Below are 18,792 nucleotides of genomic sequence, written 5' to 3'. Positions count from 1 at the left end.
AAGACTGCGCCAGTTGCCGCACGCTTGAGCGGCGTGTACCAAATGAGGGCTTGCGGTGGCTTTCGACCGGCGGATCGCAGGTAGCCTGGAGAGACCTACGTGAATGACCCGGCGCTGACCGCCAGTTCGCATCGCAGAATCCGACAAAGCAATGAAGTCGCGGCTCTCAGGGCCCTGCATCAGTTTGGGCGTCTCAGTCGGGCCGAACTTGCACGCAAATTGCGTCTTAACCGCTCTTCGTCGGGGCATATCATCGCCAGCCTGACGGCCGATGGCCTGGTGCGCGAAGCAATCGAGGATTCGCCTGAACAACCGGGCTATGCCCGGGTCGGTCGCCCCGGCATCATGCTCGAACTCGTGCCGGATGCCATATTTTTCCTTGGGGTCGAGATCGGTGTCGAACACATCAGCACGGTCGAGATCGATCTTGGCACCAACATCGTTTCGACGAATGTGGAACCGTTCGATGGGCCCTCGATCAGCGTCGAGGCCGCGGTCGATCGCGCGGTCAATATGGCTCTCCAGTCCATTCCGGCGTCGAAACTGGAGCGATGCGAAGGCTTTGGCGTATCGACTCCGGCACAGATGGACAAGCATGGCCTGGTCCGCCTGGCGCCGCTTCTCGGCTGGCGAAATGTTCATCTCGCGGAGTTGGTGAGAAACGCCTTGCCGCTGCGCGTTCCAGTCCTTGCCGAGAACGATGCCAACGCGTTCGCCATCGGCGCGACCTACGGGCGTAGCGAGGTGCATTCAGGCGTGACGCTGTTTCTCGTCATGGAGAGTGGCATCGGCGGCGGCATCATCATTGACGGCAGTCTTTTTCGCGGCGCCAACGGGCTGGCGGGCGAGATCGGGCACTTGATTATCAGCGACGCGCCAGGCCCGCGCCGCAATCTGGAACAACTGATCGGCCTGGAAAACATCATGGGGGAGTACCGCAAGACCTCCACCCTCGATCATCCGACATTCGGCAACTTCCTTGCTGATGTCCAGGACCGGCTGCCCAGCGCCGTGTCTATTGCCGAGCAGTGGGCGAAGGCTTTGGCTATGGGCCTTGTGCAGGCTTGCCGCATCATCGACGCCGACCAGATCGTGCTGGGTGGTTCGGTCGCGGCACTCTATCCCCTGATGGCTGCCAGGGTGGCTGCACATATCCACGCAACACAGGAATCCAGTTTCCCGGTCCCATCAATCACAGTGAACGATGAAGGAACTGTCGGCTCCGCCTTCGGTGCGGCCTGCATGCTGCACCAGCGCTATTTGTCTCTGGAGAGCCAGCGTTTCGCTGGTGAAGCGGCGGAACTCGAAGAGCCGGAGGAAGACGAAGGCTGATATTGTGCAAGGCCGCTTTTGGCCGCGACTTCACTATGGGAGCTTAGCCGCATAGTCTCGGCCGGTTAATATGTTGCATTAAACTACAAACACCCATAGTGTGCTTTTTGGAGGAGCAAATCGCGCATTCCTGATCGTGGCCGTCTCAGGCTGTCGTTCGCTGCCGGACAGGATCAGCGAGCGCCCGCCGCGAAACCTGCGGCAAGCGCGCGTTCCGATACCATAAGTGCCCAATAGCCGAGCCATGCAATGCCCGTGAATGCGATTTCAGATCAGACCAGGCTCGCAGCGGACGCACTGGGGCCGACCGTCGTCATCGGTGAGATCCTGGTGGAGATCATGGCGAAAAGCCGTGGCGACGGGTTCCTCGAACCGATCGAACTCATCGGCCCCTACCCCAGCGGCGCTCCGGCGATTTTCATCGATCAATGCGCGAAGATCGGCGGCCAGGCGGCAATTGTCGCCTCGGTCGGCGATGATGATTTCGGCCGCATCAACATCGAACGACTTCGGTCCGACGGCGCGGATGTATCGGCCATCTCGGTCAGTCCGGATTATCCGACCGGAAGCGCATTTGTTCGTTATCGCGACGACGGCTCGCGCGACTTCGTCTACAACATCGGAAAATCCGCGGCCGCGCTGGTGAGCCTGACGGCTGAGGCAAAGGCGCTCTTCGCGCGGGCTGGACACCTCCATGTCATGGGCACCGCCTTTGCCATCCCGGGAGTCTGGGAGATGATGGATTACGCCATCGGTGTCATTAGGCAGCGGGGTGGTTCCGTTTCACTCGACCCTAATTTGCGCAAGGAATTGCTTGGGCTCGGGCAAACGCAGGAACGCTTCGCCAGGCTTGTGGATGTCGCCGACCTTATCCTGCCCTCGGGCGACGAATTGTTCACGGCAGCTGGAGTTGATGGTGAATCCGCCGCGGTCGCCGCGCTCTTGGCTCGCGGCGTGTCGGAGATAGCTCTCAAACGCGGCGAACAGGGATCAACATTCTTCGGCGCCGGCGGCTCACGTGTCGATTGTTCGGCATTCAAGGTTACGGAGGTCGATCCGACGGGCGCCGGCGACTGCTTCGGCGGCGCCTATGTCGCGTGCCGGCGCCTTGGCATGCCTGTGTTCAAGGCTCTGGAATATGCCAATGCAGCAGGCGCTCGCAACGTCACTTTCCAAGGTCCAATGGAAGGTGCTGCCTCACGCTCGCAGCTTGACGAATTCATCGCCGCGACCCCGAGAAGCCTGCCATGACCGATCTCCTCAGAAGCCTGGCGGCGGCGCGGCGCAAGGGTTCACCGATAGGCGTCACGTCGGTCTGCTCGGCACATCCATTGGTCATCCGGGCGGCAACGCGCAACGCCGCACGCTTCTCCGACACGCTGGTGATCGAGGCAACCTGCAACCAGGTCAACCAGTTCGGTGGCTACACCGGAATGCTGCCCGGCGATTTTGTTCGTCTCGTCCAGCGCATAGCGGCGGAAGAAGGGCTTCCGACCGAAAGGATCATCTTCGGTGGCGATCACCTAGGGCCAAATCCGTGGCGCAGGGAACATGCAGCCGCAGCGATGGCGAAGGCGGAAGAGATGGTCACGGCATACGTGTCTGCCGGCTTCCGAAAAATCCACCTCGATGCTTCGATGGGATGCGCCGGCGAGCCTGCAGCACTCGACGACGCTACGACGGCGGAGCGTGCGGCGCGGCTGGCCAAGGCGGCGGAGCGCGCGGCACGCGCCGCTGGAGGCGAGGCGCCGGTCTATATCATCGGCACCGAAGTGCCGGCGCCCGGCGGCGCCAACCATGCGATCAGCGACATCGAGCCAACCAGCATGGCGGCGGCGACGCATACGATCGATGTTCATCGCGACTTGTTCCTCAACCAAGGCTTGGCTGATGCGTTCTCACGCGTCATCGCGCTGGTGGTGCAGCCAGGCGTGGAGTTCGGCAATGAGAATGTAGTCCTCTACGATCCCGCCAAGGCACGCGGGCTGACACTACTGCTTGAGCAGGAGCCGGGCCTTGTCTTCGAGGCGCACTCAACCGACTACCAGGGACGGACATCCTTGCGCCAGTTGGTCGAGGACGGCTTTCCGATCCTCAAAGTAGGGCCGGAATTGACCTTCGTCATGCGCGAGGCGCTCTACGGGCTGGACCTTATCGCGACCGATCTTTTGCCGCACTACGGAGCCCGTCCGCTCTATCAGGCCATGGAACGGTTGATGCTGGCCGAACCCGGTAATTGGCAAGGCCACTATCACGGCTCGCAAGCCGAACAGCGCCTGCAGCGTCACTACTCTTTCTCGGACCGCATCCGCTATTACTGGAACCAGCCGGAAGCGGAAGCAGCGGTTGCGAGCCTGACCGCGACCCTGCGCGGCAAGACGGTGCCACTCACACTGTTCCGACAGCATCTGCCCGCATTCGAGGCGTTTGCAGGCAAACCGCTCGAGCCGACCTCGTTGCTGATCGCCTCGATCCAGCTCAGCCTGGACGAATACCGCCTCGCCTGCACGGGCGAGGCGCCCAACACCGAAAGCAAACGGACCGACGGAGGACGAGGATGAGCGGACAACTCTCTGGAAAGGTCATCGCAATCACGGGCGCGGCATCGGGTATCGGCCTTGCTTGTGTGCACGGTTGTCTCGATGCGGGTGCACGCGTGGTCCTGATCGACTATGCGGATGACAAACTGCGCAGCCTGGCTGCTGAGCTCGGCGAGAATGCAATTCCCTTGAGAGTGGACCTTACCGATCCGGAAAGCGTGGCAGGCATGATGCCGGGCATTCTGGACAAGGTCGGTCACCTCGACGCCTTCCATGCCAATGCCGGCGCCTATATCGGCGGCGATTTCATCGATGGCGATCCGGACGCCTTTGACCGGATGCTGGACCTGAACGTCAATGCCGTATTCCGGACGGTCCATGCGGTCCTGCCACACATGATCGAGCGGGGCACGGGAGACATTGTCGTCACCAGCTCCGTCGCCGGGCACACCGCGGTGCCATGGGAGCCGATCTACACCGCTTCCAAGCACGCGGTTCAGGCGTTCGTCCACGCGCTGAGGCGCCAGGTCGCCAAACACGGCATCCGTGTCGGCGCGATCGCCCCTGGGCCGGTGCTGACGCCTCTCGTCGCCAACTGGCCGAAGGAGAATCTCGACCGGGCGATGGCGTCGGGAAATCTGTTCGATCCAAAGGAAATCGCCGAAGTCCTGCTGTTCATGTTGACACGGCCGCGCACGGTGACGATCAGAGACATCGTCATTCTGCCGGCCAACTTCGACATCTGAAACGCAGCATATCGGCGGGGGATTCCCAGGACTTCTCCAAACGCCTCCAGCCGACGAGTCCCTCTGCCTTGCAGTTCCAGTCAGCGAGCGCCCGTAACATCGGCCGAGTGGCCCGCATGGCGCATCATGCGGCGGAAACTCATGGAGATATGTGCCCGCCTGATGTGCCCGATCGAGTCCCAGTCGCCGATTTCCGCGGCGGCAAGGATTTCCTCCATCTCGCGGCGGAAGGCGGTGAACTCCTCCACCAGGCCGAGTTGGGGCATCATCTTGAGGACGACGCGCGAGACCTGGAAATAGAGCCGTTCGCTGATCTCGCGCAGTGGCTGGTTTCCAGTCATTGCGCTGAGTTCGTAGAAGAAATCCCTGTTGAGGCGCAGGAAGGCGCGCTGATCCGGCTCGCGCATATCGGTATCGCATTGCTCGATCAAAGCCCGGATCCGGTCGAGATCCGCAGCCGTGCGCGGGATCGGCGTGAGCTTGCCGATCAGCAGCGCCAATTCCAGACGCAAATGGTAGACCTGCTGGAGCTCCTCGACATTGACGTCGGTGACGATCGTGCCGACGCCATGGACGGATTGGACAAGACCTTCCGATTCGAGGCGCGTGAGCACACGTCGAACCGGGGTGCGGCTGATCTCGAACTCCTGGGCGAGTTCTTCTTCCGAAAGATGGCTGCCGGGTGGGTATTCGAGCAGGCAGATGCGATCGCGCAATATCAGGTAGATGCGCTCGGACCGCTCCCGCGCCGAGGGCGGACGCGCGGCCGCAGAGGCCGCCGCCATCACCGTATCGTCTGCTTCAAGCGTCATCCAGCCTCCAGAACGGCACGGAGGAACTGCTGCGTACGCTCATTCTTCGGCGCTCCGAACAATTCCTTCGGCGGACCCTGTTCGCAGATCTTGCCCGCATGGAAGAAGCAGACACGATCGGAAAATTCCTTTGCAAAGCCCATCTGGTGGGTAACCATGAACATGGTCAAGTCGTGCTCTCTGCCGAGCTTGCGAATAACCTCCAGCACTTCGCCGACAAGTTCGGGATCGAGCGCCGAGGTCACCTCGTCGAACAGCATGATCTTGGGCCGCATGGCGAGCGCGCGGGCAATGGCGACACGCTGCTGCTGGCCGCCCGAAAGCTGCGAGGGGTAATGGCCCTTTTTCTGCCCGAGCCCCACCATCTCCAGCAGATCGGCCGCGCGCGCCTCCGCATCCGCGCGCTTCATACCGAGTACCGTGATCGGCGCCTCGATGCAGTTCGCCATCGCGGTCATGTGCGGGAAGAGATTGAAGGACTGGAACACCATGCCGATCTTGGCGCGGATCTTGCGGATGTGATTGATATCGGCCGGCACCAGCTTGCCATTCCGCTGCATATGCGTCAGCGGCTCGCCCTCGACCCAGATCACCCCGTCATTGATCGTTTCCAGCGTCATCAGCATGCGCAGCACCGTGGTCTTGCCCGACCCGGACGGGCCGATGATCGAGACCTTCTCGCCGCGCTTTATCTCAAGATCGAGACCGTCGAGCACGGTCAGCGAGCCATAGCGTTTCGAGACGTTCTCAAAGCGAACCATGGGTTGTTCGATCATCGCATGGTCCTCCGGTTGAGCACCCCTTCAAGGGAACGAATGAGCGCGGCCGAAACCAGGCTCATCGCAAGAAAGAACAGGCCGACCAGCGTCATCGGCTCTGTGTAGCGGAACGTCTCGGAGCCGATGATCTTGGCGGTCTGCATCAGTTCCAGGACAGCGATCGCCGAAAGCAGCGGCGTCTCCTTGAACAGCGCGACGAGATAATTGCCCAGCGCCGGCACGATAGGCGGGATGGCCTGCGGGATGATGATGTCCTTGAACGTCGTCCACGACGAAAGATTGAGCGCGATCGCGGCTTCCCATTGGCCGCGATGAATATTGTCGAAGCCGGCGCGGTAAACTTCCGAGCAATAGGCGGCGTAGTGGATGCCGATGGCGAACACGCCGGCCGTGAAGGCGTCGAGCACGACGCCGAATTTCGGCAGCACGAAATAGAGGAAGAATATCTGGATGAGCAGAGGCGTCGAGCGGATCAGCTCGATGAGCACCGAGATCGTCCAGCCTGTCCACGGCACCGCGATGCGCACGACAGCCAGGACGAGGCCGAGCAACGCAGCGATTACGAAGCCAAGCAGCGTAGCCTCGATGGTGACGATTGCCGCACGGCCAAGCACGGGCAGGATTTCGAAGGCAAATGCCCAGTCCCAGATCATGCTGCCCTCCCCCGTGCCAGGCCCAGCGATGCGCGCCTTTCAAGAAGCCGCATGCCGATCGTCAGCACCAGCGACATGGCCAGGTAGATCAACAGGACGAGGGTGAAGATCGGAATGGTCTTGAACGTGTTCTGATTCATCTGCTGCGCCTTGAAGGCCAGGTCCGAAAGCGTGATCAGCGAAACCAGCGCTGTCGATTTCAACAGCTCGATGAAGAGGTTGCCCCAAGGCGGGATCATGGCGACGAACGCCTGCGGCAGGATGATCCGCCGCAGCATCTGGGCGCGGCTCATGTTGAGCGCGGTTGCCGCCTCCCATTGACCGCGCGCGACGGACTGGATGGCGCCGCGAACCACCTCCGAGCCATAGGCTCCGACATTGAGGCCAAGGGCAAGCACGGCAACAAGAAATGCATCGAGCGTCACGCCGAATTGCGGCAGCACAAAAAACAGCCAGAACAGCTGCACCAGCGCCGAAGTGCCGCGGAAGATCTCGACATAAACCGTCGCCAGCCAGCGGAGCGGCGCCGGGCCGTACATCCGCGCCAGCGCGGCGAGCACGCCCATGACGATGGCGAGCAGGCTACCCAAGAGGGCAATCTCGATCGTCAGAACCGCGCCTTGCAGCAGTCCCGGCAGGAAGAGGCTATAGGCCTCCTGCGTCGCCAGCATGCCGATGACGACAAGTGCCGCGACAAGCATGCCAACCAGCGTACCGATTCCCATCTACCCCTCCTTGCAAAGGGGGCGGCGCGTTTTGCGCCGCCCAATGGCAGGGGAACTTACTCGCCCGCGCAAAGCTGCGCGGTGGTCTTGTTCGGAAGGTAGTCCTTGCCAAAGCCTAACGGCTCGACCAGCGCGATATGCTCAGGCGACCCGAGGAAGGTCTTCAGTTCGGCGTTGAACGCCTCCAGTAGGTCGGTGTCTTCCTTGCGGAAGCCGAACCCGCCATGGCCCTTGACCGACTTGCCGGCGACTTCACCGAACGGCTTCGTTGATTCGACCCCGTCGGCCTTCTTCGCCATGTCGGCGATAGACAGCGCGGTCAGCGCCGCTGCGTCTGCCCGGCCTGCCTGTACGGCGGCGACGAGGCTGGACTGATCGGGCAGCGAGACGATCTGGCCAGCGGCTACCCCGGCGTCCTTCGCGTAGCCGCCCTCGACGGCGCCAGCCATCACGGCAAGCTTCAGGTCGGGATTGTCCTTGATGCTCGAATAGTCCTTCACACCTTTCGGATTGCCCTTGAGCACGAGCATGGCCTGGCCAATACCATAAGACGGCTCGGAGAAATTGATCTCCGCGCAGCGCTTGGGGTTGATGAACATGCCGGCGGCGATGATGTCGAACCGGCCTGCCTTGAGACCGGGAATGAGCGAACCGAATTCGGTGAGGACGCCGTCCACCTGCTTGATGCCCATCTTGGCGAGCACTGCCTTGGCGACTTCCGGTGCCTCGCCGGTCAGTTTGCCGTCTGGCGTGGCGAAGCCGAATGGCGCCTCGTTGGCAAAGCCGACGCGAATGTAGCCATCCGCCTTTGCGCGCTCGAGAGTCGTCTGCGCCAGGGCCGGCAGCGATGCGAGTGCCGTAGCCGTGAGCGCGATAAAAGCAGCGGCTTTCACTACCGCGCGACGTGATGTCGTTGATTTGAACATGCTTTCCCCTTTTCTTTTTCAATGGCTGGCCAAGCGGATCGGTGTTTCTCCCACATCGTCGATTGGTGCATAAGACGTATACAACTGATCTGGACTTGCTGCAAGCGGCGTTGTAACAATCCATAAATTGCTAACTGCGCATTGCTAATCTAGCGCACCAGTTCCCTTAGTTGTGCACAATTGAGCGTCTTCGGCAGTGTTGGTGTGCCACGGAGATGCCTTCGAAAGAGACCCCTGATGGACCGCAATCCGTTTTCCGAAGTCGAGCTGGCAAGACGCCTAGCGAAGCTTCGCACAGCGCTGATTGAAAGTGACCTCGAAGCGGCGATCATCGTGTCGCCGGAGAACGTCTTTTACCTCACCGGCCTCGATCACTGGGGTTACTTCGCGCCGCATCTCCTTATCGTTCCGCTCCATGGAGAACCGATCCTGGTCACTCGTTCGATGGAGCGCGTGACCATCGAGAACCAGGTCAAGGCTGCGCAATTCCGCGGCCATTCCGATAGCGAGACCGCAGCCGACCTCGCTGCCCGTGTGCTTTCCGAACTTGTCCTAGCGGACAGGCCGATCGGTCTCGAATACTGGGCATCCGGGCTAAGCCACGGCCTCGCTCTGAAGCTCAAGGCGCAAGCTGCAGCCAGATGGAGCGATATTTCCGGTCTGGTCGACACGATGCGGCGGGTGAAGAGTGCTGAGGAACAGGCCCTCATGCGCCGCGCGGCCAAGGTGACGGATGTTGCCGCCGCCGCCGCGATCGAAGCGATTTCGGATGGCGCGGCCGAACAGGACGTCGCGGCGCAATGCGTGGCGGCGATGATCCGGGCCGGCGGCCACGCTCCGGGGTTCGGCCCCTTCATCCGCCCCGCTGCCCGGCTTGGCGAAGAGCACACCACCTGGGGCGACAAAAACTACAGATCCGGCGAGCCTGTGTTCCTCGAACTGTCCGGCTGCCTCTCGCGCTATCACGCGCCGCTCGGACGGCTTGTCCGTATCGGCGGCATCAGCGACGCGGACGCGGCGATGGCCGAGACGACTGCGAAGGCCTTCGACGCGGTCGTCGCTGCGCTCAAACCGGGCGTCAAGGCGCGCGACGTCTACGCGGCCTGGCAGGACGTCGTCGATGACGCAGGCCTCTCGCACTACCGGCGGCACCATTGCGGGTATCTGGTCGGCGCCGGCCAACCGCCCTCCTGGACCGGCGGTAATTCGGTGACCGGGCTTCGCAACGATTCCGATATCGAAATCGAGATCGGCATGAGCTTTCACATCCTGTCCTGGCTGATGGGCACGGGCCGCGGCGATGATTTCATCTCCAACACCGTGCTTCTGACCGCGAGCGGAGCGGAAGTGCTCACCCGCACGCCTACCGGCCCGATTGTCCGCTGATATGACGCGCTATCCAGCACTCTCGATTTTCCGCAACGCGCTGTCGGGCCAGAAGCACTGGCGCGCGGCCGAACCGCAGGCACTCCAATGAATCCGGTCACGCTCAGCGATATCCAGGCCGCCCGGCTGCGGATCGCCGACAAGATCGAGCGGACCGCAACGGTCCGTTCTCAGGCGCTTTCGGAGATTGCCGGGGTGCCGGTGTTCCTGAAGCTGGAGCATCGCCAGACGACCGGCAGTTTCAAGCTGCGCGGCGCCTCCAACGCGGTCGCCCTGCTCTCTCCTGCCGAAAAATCTCGCGGCGTAGTCGCTGCATCCACTGGCAATCATGGGCGCGCGCTGGCGTATGCGGCAAGGCTCGAGGGCGTACGCGCCGTCATCTGCATGTCGCGTCTGGTTCCCGACAACAAGCTTGCCGAAATCCGCCGCCTCGGCGCCGACATACGCATTGTCGGCGACAGCCAGGACGACGCGCAAGATGAGGTCGATCGGCTGGTCCGCGACGAGAACATGACCATGGTGCCGCCCTTCGACCATCCCGCCGTGATTGCCGGGCAAGGCACAATCGGCCCCGAGATGATCGAAGCGGTTCCTGCCGCCAGGACGGTGCTGGTCCAGCTTTCCGGCGGCGGGCTCGCGGCCGGTATAGCCGAGGCGGTGAAAAGCATCTCGCCGGCCGTACGGGTCATTGGCGTTTCAATGCAACGCGGCGCTGCCATGAAGGCCAGCATCGATGCTGGCAAGCCTATCCCGGTGACGGAACTGCCGACGCTCGCGGACTCGCTGGGCGGCGGCATCGGCCGGGCCAATGAATACACCTTCGAGATGTGCAGCGACCTGCTCGACGAGGTGGTGCTGCTGACCGAGGCCGAGATCGCCGCGGGTATTCGGCACGTCTACGCCGTAGAGCGCGAGATTGTCGAAGGCGCCGGCGCCGTGGGGGTCGCGGCAATCCTGGCCGGCAAGGTCAGACTGGAAGGCGAAACCGTCGTCCTGCTGTCGGGCCGCAACATCGGCATGGACCTGCACCGCAGCATCGTCTGCGGAACATGGACGAATGACGAGGAGACCAATCCATGAGCCGCATGACCATCTTGACCGAGGCCGAACTTAGAAAGGTCGTCAAACTTGATCTCGCAGCCGTGGCCTGCGTCGAGCACGCCTTTCGCGCACTGGCCACCTTGCCGGTTGCGATGCCGCCGATCCTGCGCCTCGACATTCCCGAGCATCGCGGCGAGGTCGATGTGAAGACGGCATATATCCCAGGCGTCGATGGCTTCGCCATCAAGATCAGCCCAGGCTTCTTCGACAATCCCAAGCTCGGGCTGCCCAGCCTCAACGGCATGATGGTGTTGTTGTCAGCCAGAACGGGCTTGGTCGAAGCGCTCTTGCTCGACAATGGCTACCTCACCGATGTTCGCACGGCGGCGGCCGGCGCAGTCGCCGCCAAACACCTGTCACGACCGGAGTCGTTCGTGGCCGCTATCTACGGCGCTGGCGTCCAGGCGCGGCTGCAACTCGAAGCGCTGCTTTTGGTGCGGCCGATCCGACAAGCGCTCATCTGGGCGCGTGACGGTGCCAAGGCCGAGGCCACCGCGGCCGATCTGAGCCTGTCGCTCGGCATTGATGTCGATGCCGTGTCAGATCCCCGCCAGGCGGCCGCCGAAGCCGATATCATCGTCACGACGACACCGTCCGAGAAGCCGGTCCTGATGGCGGAATGGCTGCAGAGCGGTCAGCACGTCACGGCCATGGGATCGGACTCCGAGCACAAGAACGAGATCGATCCGGCGGTGTTTGAAAAGGCCATCTACGTCGCGGACAGCCTCAAGCAGACGCGGCGGCTTGGCGAACTGCACCACGCCATCTCTGCCGGCATCGCCACCGCGGAACAAGCGTTCCCGGAGCTTGGCGCAATCATCGCCGGAACGTCGCCAGGACGCACATCCCTCTCAGACATAACCCTGGCCGATCTCACCGGCACCGGCGTGCAGGACACCGCGATCGCCACGCTTGCCCGCGATCGCGCCAATGCGGCCAAGGCCGGCACACCCTTCGAAAGCTAGAACCGGGACAAATGAAAATGACCACTGCAAATCTAAGGTTCTCCCGGCAGGAATATTCCGAGCGCCTGGCCAAGACGCGCCGGGCCATGGAGGCCAAGGGCATCGACCTGCTGATCGTCAGCGATCCGTCCAACATGCACTGGCTGACCGGCTATGATGGCTGGTCCTTCTACGTCCACCAGGCGGTCATCGTGCCGCCCGACGGAGAACCTGTCTGGTACGGCCGCGGCCAGGACGCCAACGGCGCCAGGCGCACCAGCTATCTCTCCGACGACAACATCGTGCCCTATGCGGACCACTATGTGCAGTCGACCGAGCGGCATCCGATGGACTATCTCGCCCAGATTCTTGGCGAGCGGCGCTGGGACAAGCTCGCCACCGGGGTCGAGTTGGACAATTACTGGTTTTCCGCCGCGGCCTTTCTGTCTCTGCAAAAGCATTTGCCGAATGCGCGCCTGGTCGACGCGACGGCGCTGGTGAACTGGCAGCGCGCCATCAAGACCGAAACCGAAATCGGTTACATGCGCAACGCCGCCCGCATCGTCGAGGCCATGCACAAACGCATTGTCGACAAGGTTGAGGTCGGCATGCGCAAATGCGACCTCGTCGCCGAGATCTATGATGCCGGAACGCGCGGCGTCGACGGGATTGGCGGCGACTACCCGGCGCTTGTGCCCCTGCTCCCCTCGGGCGAGGATGCATCGGCGCCGCACCTCACCTGGGACGACAAGCCCATGAAGCCGAATGAAGGCACGTTCTTCGAGATCGCCGGTTGCTACAACCGCTATCACTGCCCCTTGTCGCGCACCGTATTTCTTGGCAAGCCGACACAAGCCTTTCTCGACGCCGAGAAGGCCACGCTGGAAGGAATGGAAGCCGGCCTCGCCGCCGCCAGGCCAGGCAATGCGTGTGAAGACATCGCCAATGCATTTTTCGCGGTCTTGAAGCGATACGGCATCGTCAAGGACAGCCGCACTGGCTATTCGATCGGCCTTTCCTACCCGCCGGACTGGGGCGAGCGCACGATGAGCCTGCGGCCTGGCGACCGCACCGAACTCAAGCCGGGCATGACCTTCCATTTCATGACAGGTCTGTGGCTGGAAACGATGGGGCTGGAGATCACCGAGTCGATCTTGATAACCGAGACAGGCGTCGAATGCCTGGCCAACGTGCCTCGTCAGCTCTTCGTGAAGGATTGATGATGCCGACAGATGCCCAGCGGCCCTCGTCGATCACGCCGACCATCGAGCTCGACAAATCAGGGGTCCAGCATGGCCACCTTCGCCTGCCCTACAGCCGTGACGACTCGGCCTGGGGCTCGGTGATGATTCCAATCGCCATGATCCGGAATGGCAACGGGCCGACCGCCCTTCTCACCGGGGGCAATCATGGCGACGAGTATGAGGGGCCGCTTGCCTTGTTCGAGCTTGCGCGTACCTTGTCGCCGAAGGACGTCAACGGCACGGTCATCATCGTGCCAGCCATGAACTACCCGGCGTTTCGCGCCGGCACGCGCATCTCGCCGATCGACAAGGGCAACATGAACCGATGCTTTCCCGGACGTCCTGACGGCACGGTGACGGAAAAAATCGCCGACTATTTCCAGCGCGAACTCTTGCCGCGTGCCGATATCGTGCTCGACTTCCACTCCGGCGGCAAAACCCTTGATTTCATTCCCTATTGCGCCGCGCACGCGCTTCCCGACCAGGCATTGTCCGCAAAGGCCTTCGCAGCCGTCAAGGCATTCTCGGCGCCATGGTCGATGAAGATGCTCGAAATCGACCCGGTCGGCATGTACGATACTGCCGCCGAAAATCTCGGCAAGATCTTCGTCACCACCGAGCTTGGCGGCGGCGGCACGTCGACCGCGCATACGGTCGGCATTGCCCGGCGTGGTGTTCTGAATGTGCTCAAACACGCGGGCATCGTCGCCGGCGCTGTCGATCAGCGGCCGACGCGCTGGCTGGACATGCCGTCGGGCGATTGCTTCTGCTTTGCCGAGGACGACGGTATGATCGAGACGATGGTTGATCTTGGCGAACCAGTCACAGCCGGACAGGTCGTTGCCCGCATTCACCCCATCAGCCGGACCGGCGTGACGCCGAAGGAGATTGTGGCAAGAATGTCAGGCCTTCTCGTCGCGCGACACTTTCCCGGTCTCGTCAAGGCCGGCGATTGCGCCAGCGTCATTGCGGTTACCATTGAATGAAGCCCGCCCGCTCCAATGCGATTCCGGGCCTGCGGAGTTGCCCGCAATGACATCTCCGCGGCTCGATCCGATCGATCTCAGGATACTGGATGCCATTCAGCGCGACGGCCGCATTACCAAGCTTGCCTTGGCGCAAAAGGTTGGCCTGTCGCCGACGCCCTGCTGGATGCGACTGCGGAAGCTGGAAAAGGCCGGCATCATCTGCGGCTATCACGCAAAGGTGGCGATCCGCGCGCTGGCGCCGATCGCCACCGTACTTATGGAAGTGACACTTGCCAGCCACCGCCAGACCGATTTCGAGCGCTTCGAACGCGCTATCCGCGACATTCCCGAGATCGTCGCCTGCTGGTCCGTTGGCGGCGGCGTCGACTATGTGCTGAAAGTGATGGCGCGCGATATCGACGCCTATCAGCGGCTCGTCGATGGCTTGCTCGAACGCGAAATCGGCATCGACCGCTATTTCACCTACATCGTCACCAAGACGGTCAAGGAAGAGATCGTGCTGCCAGTGGCCGATCTGCTGCCGGAGCAGTCGTAGGGACATCGGAAAGATCGTCTCGCAGAGCGGCGCAATAAAGACAGTCTCTCTCTATCAGGGCATGCAAACAGCCTCTCTGTTCGCCCCGCGCGGATAGTCTTGCCCGCACCACCTGAACCGGGAGGCTTGACCATGTCCGCGCATTTTGCCCGCTCGCATCGTCACGAAGCGCTCGACCAGTTGGCCGATCGGCGCCTGTTGCGAGAGCTTGCCTATGTCGATGGGCGCTGGACGGCGAGCGAGACCGGAAAGAGTTTCGAAGTCACCGATCCGGCGACCGGCACCATTGTCGCCCGGGTCGCCGCACTTGGCCCCCTGCAGACGACTGCGGCCATTGATGTGGCCTCCCGGGCTTTTCCGGCCTGGCGCGGCCTGCTGCCGCAAGAGCGGTCGAGAATCCTGCGCCGATGGTTCGAACTGATCATTGCCGCCAAAGCCGACCTTGCACTGCTGATGACGCTCGAACAGGGCAAGCCGCTCAGGGAAGCGCTGGGCGAGATTGACTATGCCGCCTCCTTTGTCGAATGGTATGCCGAGGAAGCAAAACGCCTCAATGCCGAGAGCGTCACCAGCCATCTGCCAAACGCCGAGATGATAGTGCGGCGCGAACCGCTCGGTGTCGTCGGCGTCGTCACGCCCTGGAATTTTCCGGCGGCGATGCTGACCCGCAAGACGGCGGCAGCGCTTGCAGCCGGCTGCACCATCGTCGCGCATCCCTCCTCCGAAACGCCGCTGTCGGCGCTGGCGCTGGCCGAGCTCGGCGAACGCGCCGGCCTGCCGGCAGGCGTCTTCAACGTCATCACCGGCAGTGCTTCGGCCATTGTCGGGCGGATGTGCGAAGACCCACGCGTCCGCGCCATGAGCTTCACCGGATCGACGGAAGTCGGCCGGCTGATCGCGGCGCAGTGTGCGCCAACGATGAAACGTCTGGTCATGGAGCTTGGCGGCCATGCACCGCTGATCGTCTTCGACGATGCCGATCTCGACAAGGCGGTGACGATTGCGGTCGATGCGAAATTCGCCACCTCCGGGCAAGATTGCCTTGCGGCCAACCGCATCCTTGTTCAGCGCGGTATCTACGATCGTTTCTGCGCGGCCTTTGCCACGCGCATTTCGGCCTTGAAGACCGGCCACGGCCTTGCCGCGGATGTCGATATCGGACCTCTGATGCACGAACGCGCCGTTAGGAAGGTTGAGGAACAGGTCGCCGATGCAGTGATCCACGGCGCACGCTGCCTCACCGGCGGCAGTCGCCACCAGGCCGGACCATTGTTCTACCAGCCCACGCTGCTGGTCGACGTGCCGGACGATGCGTTGATCATGCGGGAAGAGACGTTTGGGCCGGTCGCGGCGGTGACTGCCTTCGATGCGGAGGACGAAGTCGTCGCCCGCGCCAACGCCACCGAATACGGCCTCGTCGCCTATGTCGTCACCGAGAGCGGCTCCCGGCAATTGCGCTTGGGCCGTGCGCTCGACTACGGCATGGTCGCGATCAACCGCGTCAAGATCACCGGCGCGCCGATCCCCTTCGGCGGCGTCAAGCAATCGGGCATCGGCCGCGAAGGCTCGCGCCACGGGCTCGAAGCCTTCACCGATCTGAAGTATCTCTGCCTCGACGTGGCGTAACGCGCCCCGCGTGCTTTTGCCAAAGGAGTAAAAAATGCTCGACCAGTCCAACGAACTCGCCGCCTGGGATCGCGACCACTTCTTCCATCCCTCGACCCATATGGGCATGCACGCGCGTGGTGAAAGCCCGACACGGATCATGGCCGGTGGCGAAGGCGTCACCGTCTGGGACAACAATGGCAAGAAGAGCATCGATGCCTTTGCCGGGCTCTATTGCGTCAATGTCGGCTATGGGCGCCAGAAGATCGCTGACGCCATCGCCGCCCAGGCCAAGAACCTCGCCTACTACCACGCCTATGTCGGACACGGCACCGAGGCTTCGATCACGCTGTCAAAGATGATCATTGACCGCGCGCCGCGAGGCATGAGCCGCGTCTATTTCGGCCTGTCGGGTTCCGACGCCAACGAGACCAACATCAAGCTGATCTGGTACTACAACAATGTTCTCGGACGACCGGAGAAGAAGAAGATCATCTCACGCTGGCGCGGCTATCATGGCTCCGGCGTCATGACCGGTTCGCTCACCGGGCTCGACCTGTTCCACAACGCCTTCGACCTGCCGCGCGCACCGGTTCTGCACACCGAAGCGCCCTACTATTTCCGCCGCGCGGACCGTTCGATGACCGAGGAGCAGTTCTCGCAACACTGCGCCGACAAGCTCGAGGAGATGATCCTGGCCGAAGGGCCGGAGACCGTCGCCGCCTTCATCGGCGAGCCGATCCTCGGCACCGGCGGCATCGTGCCGCCGCCGGCCGGCTACTGGGAAAAAATGGAAGGCGTGCTGAAGAAATACGATGTACTGCTGATCGCCGACGAGGTCGTCACCGGCTTCGGCCGACTGGGCACGATGTTCGGCTCCGATCATTACGGCATCAAGCCCGACCTCATCACCATCGCCAAAGGCCTGACCTCGGCCTACGCGCCGCTGTCGGGCGTCATTGTTTCGGACAAGGTCTGGCAGGTGCTGGTGCAGGGGTCCGACAAGCTCGGTTCGCTCGGCCATGGCTGGACCTATTCGGCGCATCCGATCTGCGTCGCCGCCGGCGTCGCCAATCTCGAACTGATCGACGAAATGGACCTGGTCAGGAATGCCGCCGAGACCGGCGCCCATTTCCGCGCCGAACTGACGAAAGCCGTCGGCGGCCACAGACATGTCGGTGACGTCCGCGGCGACGGCATGCTGGCGGCGGTCGAGTTCGTCGCTGACCGCGACGATCGCGTCTTCTTCGATGCCTCGCAGAAGATTGGGCCGCAGGTTGCGGCGGCACTCGCTGAGCGTGGCGTCATCGGCCGCGCCATGCCGCAGGGCGACATCCTGGGCTTCGCACCGCCGCTCTGCCTGACGCGCGAGGAGGCCGACACCATCGTCTCAAAAACAGCGGACGCGGTGAACAGCGTGTTCGGCCGCGGCTGACATCTTCACCGATGGAACGAGAGGATGCTTGCCGCTGATCCCGATACACTTCGGCGGATACCGGGCAATTCGCCGACCAGTTCCCGCGTCCGATAATACTGAGCCGTCATGGTTTCCGCCGCAATGAATGCCATGGCCTGAAGGCCAGCAGACCCAGCTCTCGCGCGATCTCCTCCGCACCGACCGATGGCGGCATGAGCAATGCCGGTTGCACGAGAGCACGCACCTTGCCGGCCATGACAAGCGCATTGCGATCCGGCATCCCGCGGGCGTCAAGCAGCCTCACGTCGGCCCAGATGTTGTTCGTTTTCGCAGCGACGCGATCCGGCATCATGTCAAGGTCGTGGCGGGCATGAACATTGGCAAGCAAACAACCGGAAGCGTTCAGGCGCGTTTGAACAAGGCCGAAAAATGTCTCGGCGCACAGGTGAGCCGGGATGCGCCTTCCGGAATAAGCGTCCAGGACAATTGCATCATAGCGATGCCGAGCCGCACGCAGAAAGTCCCGCCCATCGGCGACATGACAGTCAATCTCGCGAGGAAGCCCGAAATATTTGCGGGCGATCTGGAAGGCACTTGGATTAATGTCGACGATGGTCACGCGCGCGCCGGTCCTGTGCAGCATGGTGCCCAGGCTGCCACCGCCACAACCGATCATCAGAACGTCGGACACCCGCGCCTGCGCGAGAAGACCAAAGATCGCGTGTATATATGGAACAATGCTGATGCCGCTTTGATCGCATTCGCTTTGATAGCAGCCGCCTTGACGATAAATAAACGAGCCGGTGTCCTTCGCGCGAAGAACTTCGATATTGCCGAAATCGCTGTGATATTTTGCTATCCGGATCACGATTTAGTTGCCGCAGTCGGGATTCCAGATCCTGAAGTTCCACCAGACATGACTTCGATGGCCGCCGCTTGATTGCTGAAACCTCTTCAAAGTGGGGCCATCAAAACAGATATCTCACATATCAGTTCTTGACTGTAGCACCTTTCTATGTATGCTGCAACGCGTAGTGCTTATGTCTCAACGCTGACAA

The 18,792-nt window shown here is 62.2% G+C and carries 18 protein-coding genes; 12 read left to right on the top strand and 6 right to left on the bottom strand.

What is annotated here, in order from left to right; genetic code table 11:
- Positions 1-99: 99 nt before the first annotated feature.
- The 4 genes from OHD62_RS21790 to OHD62_RS21775 all read left to right on the top strand — a co-directional run bounded on the left by OHD62_RS21790 (position 100) and on the right by OHD62_RS21775 (position 4,618).
- Positions 100-1,332, top strand: a complete 1,233-nt coding sequence (locus OHD62_RS21790; protein WP_263786982.1) for an ROK family transcriptional regulator — start codon at positions 100-102, stop codon at positions 1,330-1,332.
- Between the two features lie 249 nt (positions 1,333-1,581).
- A complete protein-coding gene (locus OHD62_RS21785) occupies positions 1,582-2,583 on the top strand; it encodes a sugar kinase (protein WP_263786981.1) in 1,002 nt (333 codons plus the stop codon).
- The gene (locus OHD62_RS21780) at positions 2,580-3,893 is read left to right on the top strand and encodes a D-tagatose-bisphosphate aldolase, class II, non-catalytic subunit (protein ID WP_263786979.1); all 1,314 of its coding nucleotides are present in this window, start codon (positions 2,580-2,582) and stop codon (positions 3,891-3,893) included. The genes OHD62_RS21785 and OHD62_RS21780 overlap by 4 nt, the downstream gene beginning before the upstream one ends.
- Positions 3,890-4,618: an SDR family oxidoreductase gene (locus OHD62_RS21775; protein WP_263786978.1), complete on the top strand. Its 729-nt coding sequence runs from the start codon at positions 3,890-3,892 to the stop codon at positions 4,616-4,618. The genes OHD62_RS21780 and OHD62_RS21775 overlap by 4 nt, the downstream gene beginning before the upstream one ends.
- An 80-nt stretch (positions 4,619-4,698) precedes the next feature.
- Here the strand turns inward: OHD62_RS21775 and OHD62_RS21770 are convergent, their stop codons facing one another.
- From OHD62_RS21770 to ehuB, 5 genes are read right to left on the bottom strand one after another with little or no spacing between them, the layout of a single operon-like run.
- Positions 4,699-5,430 (bottom strand): GntR family transcriptional regulator, encoded by a 732-nt coding sequence (locus OHD62_RS21770; RefSeq protein ID WP_263786977.1) that lies wholly within the window; start codon positions 5,428-5,430, stop codon positions 4,699-4,701.
- A complete protein-coding gene (gene ehuA, locus OHD62_RS21765) occupies positions 5,427-6,206 on the bottom strand; it encodes an ectoine/hydroxyectoine ABC transporter ATP-binding protein EhuA (protein WP_318528651.1) in 780 nt (259 codons plus the stop codon). Before ehuA ends, OHD62_RS21770 begins: the two co-directional genes overlap by 4 nt.
- Positions 6,203-6,862: an ectoine/hydroxyectoine ABC transporter permease subunit EhuD gene (gene ehuD / locus OHD62_RS21760; RefSeq protein WP_263786976.1), complete on the bottom strand. Its 660-nt coding sequence runs from the start codon at positions 6,860-6,862 to the stop codon at positions 6,203-6,205. Before ehuD ends, ehuA begins: the two co-directional genes overlap by 4 nt.
- Complete coding sequence (ehuC, locus tag OHD62_RS21755) at positions 6,859-7,587, bottom strand: ectoine/hydroxyectoine ABC transporter permease subunit EhuC (RefSeq protein WP_263786975.1); 729 nt, start codon at positions 7,585-7,587, stop codon at positions 6,859-6,861. The genes ehuD and ehuC overlap by 4 nt, the downstream gene beginning before the upstream one ends.
- Positions 7,588-7,643: 56 nt before the next feature.
- A complete protein-coding gene (gene ehuB / locus OHD62_RS21750; RefSeq protein WP_263786974.1) occupies positions 7,644-8,513 on the bottom strand; it encodes an ectoine/hydroxyectoine ABC transporter substrate-binding protein EhuB in 870 nt (289 codons plus the stop codon).
- Positions 8,514-8,750: 237 nt separating this feature from the next.
- Here ehuB and OHD62_RS21745 point away from each other — a divergent pair, with 237 nt between their 5' ends.
- The 8 genes from OHD62_RS21745 to OHD62_RS21710 all read left to right on the top strand — a co-directional run bounded on the left by OHD62_RS21745 (position 8,751) and on the right by OHD62_RS21710 (position 17,752).
- Positions 8,751-9,899, top strand: coding sequence for a M24 family metallopeptidase (locus tag OHD62_RS21745; protein WP_263786973.1), 1,149 nt, complete (start codon positions 8,751-8,753; stop codon positions 9,897-9,899).
- Between the two features lie 87 nt (positions 9,900-9,986).
- On the top strand, positions 9,987-10,979 hold the full coding sequence (gene eutB / locus OHD62_RS21740) for a hydroxyectoine utilization dehydratase EutB (protein ID WP_263786971.1): 993 nt from the start codon (positions 9,987-9,989) through the stop codon (positions 10,977-10,979).
- On the top strand, positions 10,976-11,965 hold the full coding sequence (gene eutC / locus OHD62_RS21735) for an ectoine utilization protein EutC (RefSeq protein ID WP_263786970.1): 990 nt from the start codon (positions 10,976-10,978) through the stop codon (positions 11,963-11,965). The genes eutB and eutC overlap by 4 nt, the downstream gene beginning before the upstream one ends.
- Before the next feature lie 17 nt (positions 11,966-11,982).
- Entirely contained in the window at positions 11,983-13,164 is a 1,182-nt protein-coding gene (gene doeA / locus OHD62_RS21730) for an ectoine hydrolase DoeA (RefSeq protein WP_263786969.1), read from the top strand.
- 2 nt (positions 13,165-13,166) lie between these two features.
- Positions 13,167-14,174 (top strand): N(2)-acetyl-L-2,4-diaminobutanoate deacetylase DoeB, encoded by a 1,008-nt coding sequence (doeB, locus tag OHD62_RS21725; RefSeq protein ID WP_263786968.1) that lies wholly within the window; start codon positions 13,167-13,169, stop codon positions 14,172-14,174.
- A gap of 46 nt (positions 14,175-14,220) precedes the next feature.
- Positions 14,221-14,712 carry an Lrp/AsnC family transcriptional regulator gene (locus tag OHD62_RS21720; RefSeq protein ID WP_263786967.1) on the top strand — a complete coding sequence of 164 codons (492 nt, stop codon included), beginning with the start codon at positions 14,221-14,223 and terminating at the stop codon, positions 14,710-14,712.
- 132 nt (positions 14,713-14,844) lie between these two features.
- Complete coding sequence (locus OHD62_RS21715; RefSeq protein WP_263786966.1) at positions 14,845-16,338, top strand: NAD-dependent succinate-semialdehyde dehydrogenase; 1,494 nt, start codon at positions 14,845-14,847, stop codon at positions 16,336-16,338.
- A 34-nt stretch (positions 16,339-16,372) separates the two neighbouring features.
- On the top strand, positions 16,373-17,752 hold the full coding sequence (locus OHD62_RS21710) for an aspartate aminotransferase family protein (protein WP_263786965.1): 1,380 nt from the start codon (positions 16,373-16,375) through the stop codon (positions 17,750-17,752).
- 106 nt (positions 17,753-17,858) lie between these two features.
- On the opposite strand, the gene OHD62_RS21705 is transcribed toward OHD62_RS21710, so the two are convergent.
- Positions 17,859-18,602 carry a spermidine synthase gene (locus OHD62_RS21705; RefSeq protein WP_263786963.1) on the bottom strand — a complete coding sequence of 248 codons (744 nt, stop codon included), beginning with the start codon at positions 18,600-18,602 and terminating at the stop codon, positions 17,859-17,861.
- Positions 18,603-18,792 lie beyond the last annotated feature (190 nt).

It is taken from the genome of Mesorhizobium sp. YC-39 (assembly GCF_025753795.1).
Lineage (GTDB): Bacteria > Pseudomonadota > Alphaproteobacteria > Rhizobiales > Rhizobiaceae > Mesorhizobium.
The sequence above is the reverse complement of the archived record's forward strand: the minus strand, read 5'-3'. Positions and strand labels throughout refer to the sequence as shown.

Coding starts and splice junctions, on each gene's coding strand:
- OHD62_RS21745 (WP_263786973.1), top strand. CDS start 8,751: ATGGACCGCAATCCGTTTTCCGAAGTCGAGCTGGCAAGACGCCTAGCG.
- eutB (WP_263786971.1), top strand. CDS start 9,987: ATGAATCCGGTCACGCTCAGCGATATCCAGGCCGCCCGGCTGCGGATC.
- OHD62_RS21720 (WP_263786967.1), top strand. CDS start 14,221: ATGACATCTCCGCGGCTCGATCCGATCGATCTCAGGATACTGGATGCC.
- OHD62_RS21715 (WP_263786966.1), top strand. CDS start 14,845: ATGTCCGCGCATTTTGCCCGCTCGCATCGTCACGAAGCGCTCGACCAG.
- ehuD (WP_263786976.1), bottom strand. CDS start 6,862: ATGATCTGGGACTGGGCATTTGCCTTCGAAATCCTGCCCGTGCTTGGC.
- ehuB (WP_263786974.1), bottom strand. CDS start 8,513: ATGTTCAAATCAACGACATCACGTCGCGCGGTAGTGAAAGCCGCTGCT.
- doeB (WP_263786968.1), top strand. CDS start 13,167: ATGCCGACAGATGCCCAGCGGCCCTCGTCGATCACGCCGACCATCGAG.
- OHD62_RS21770 (WP_263786977.1), bottom strand. CDS start 5,430: ATGACGCTTGAAGCAGACGATACGGTGATGGCGGCGGCCTCTGCGGCC.
- ehuC (WP_263786975.1), bottom strand. CDS start 7,587: ATGGGAATCGGTACGCTGGTTGGCATGCTTGTCGCGGCACTTGTCGTC.
- OHD62_RS21780 (WP_263786979.1), top strand. CDS start 2,580: ATGACCGATCTCCTCAGAAGCCTGGCGGCGGCGCGGCGCAAGGGTTCA.
- OHD62_RS21710 (WP_263786965.1), top strand. CDS start 16,373: ATGCTCGACCAGTCCAACGAACTCGCCGCCTGGGATCGCGACCACTTC.
- OHD62_RS21775 (WP_263786978.1), top strand. CDS start 3,890: ATGAGCGGACAACTCTCTGGAAAGGTCATCGCAATCACGGGCGCGGCA.
- eutC (WP_263786970.1), top strand. CDS start 10,976: ATGAGCCGCATGACCATCTTGACCGAGGCCGAACTTAGAAAGGTCGTC.
- ehuA (WP_318528651.1), bottom strand. CDS start 6,206: ATGATCGAACAACCCATGGTTCGCTTTGAGAACGTCTCGAAACGCTAT.
- doeA (WP_263786969.1), top strand. CDS start 11,983: ATGACCACTGCAAATCTAAGGTTCTCCCGGCAGGAATATTCCGAGCGC.
- OHD62_RS21785 (WP_263786981.1), top strand. CDS start 1,582: ATGCCCGTGAATGCGATTTCAGATCAGACCAGGCTCGCAGCGGACGCA.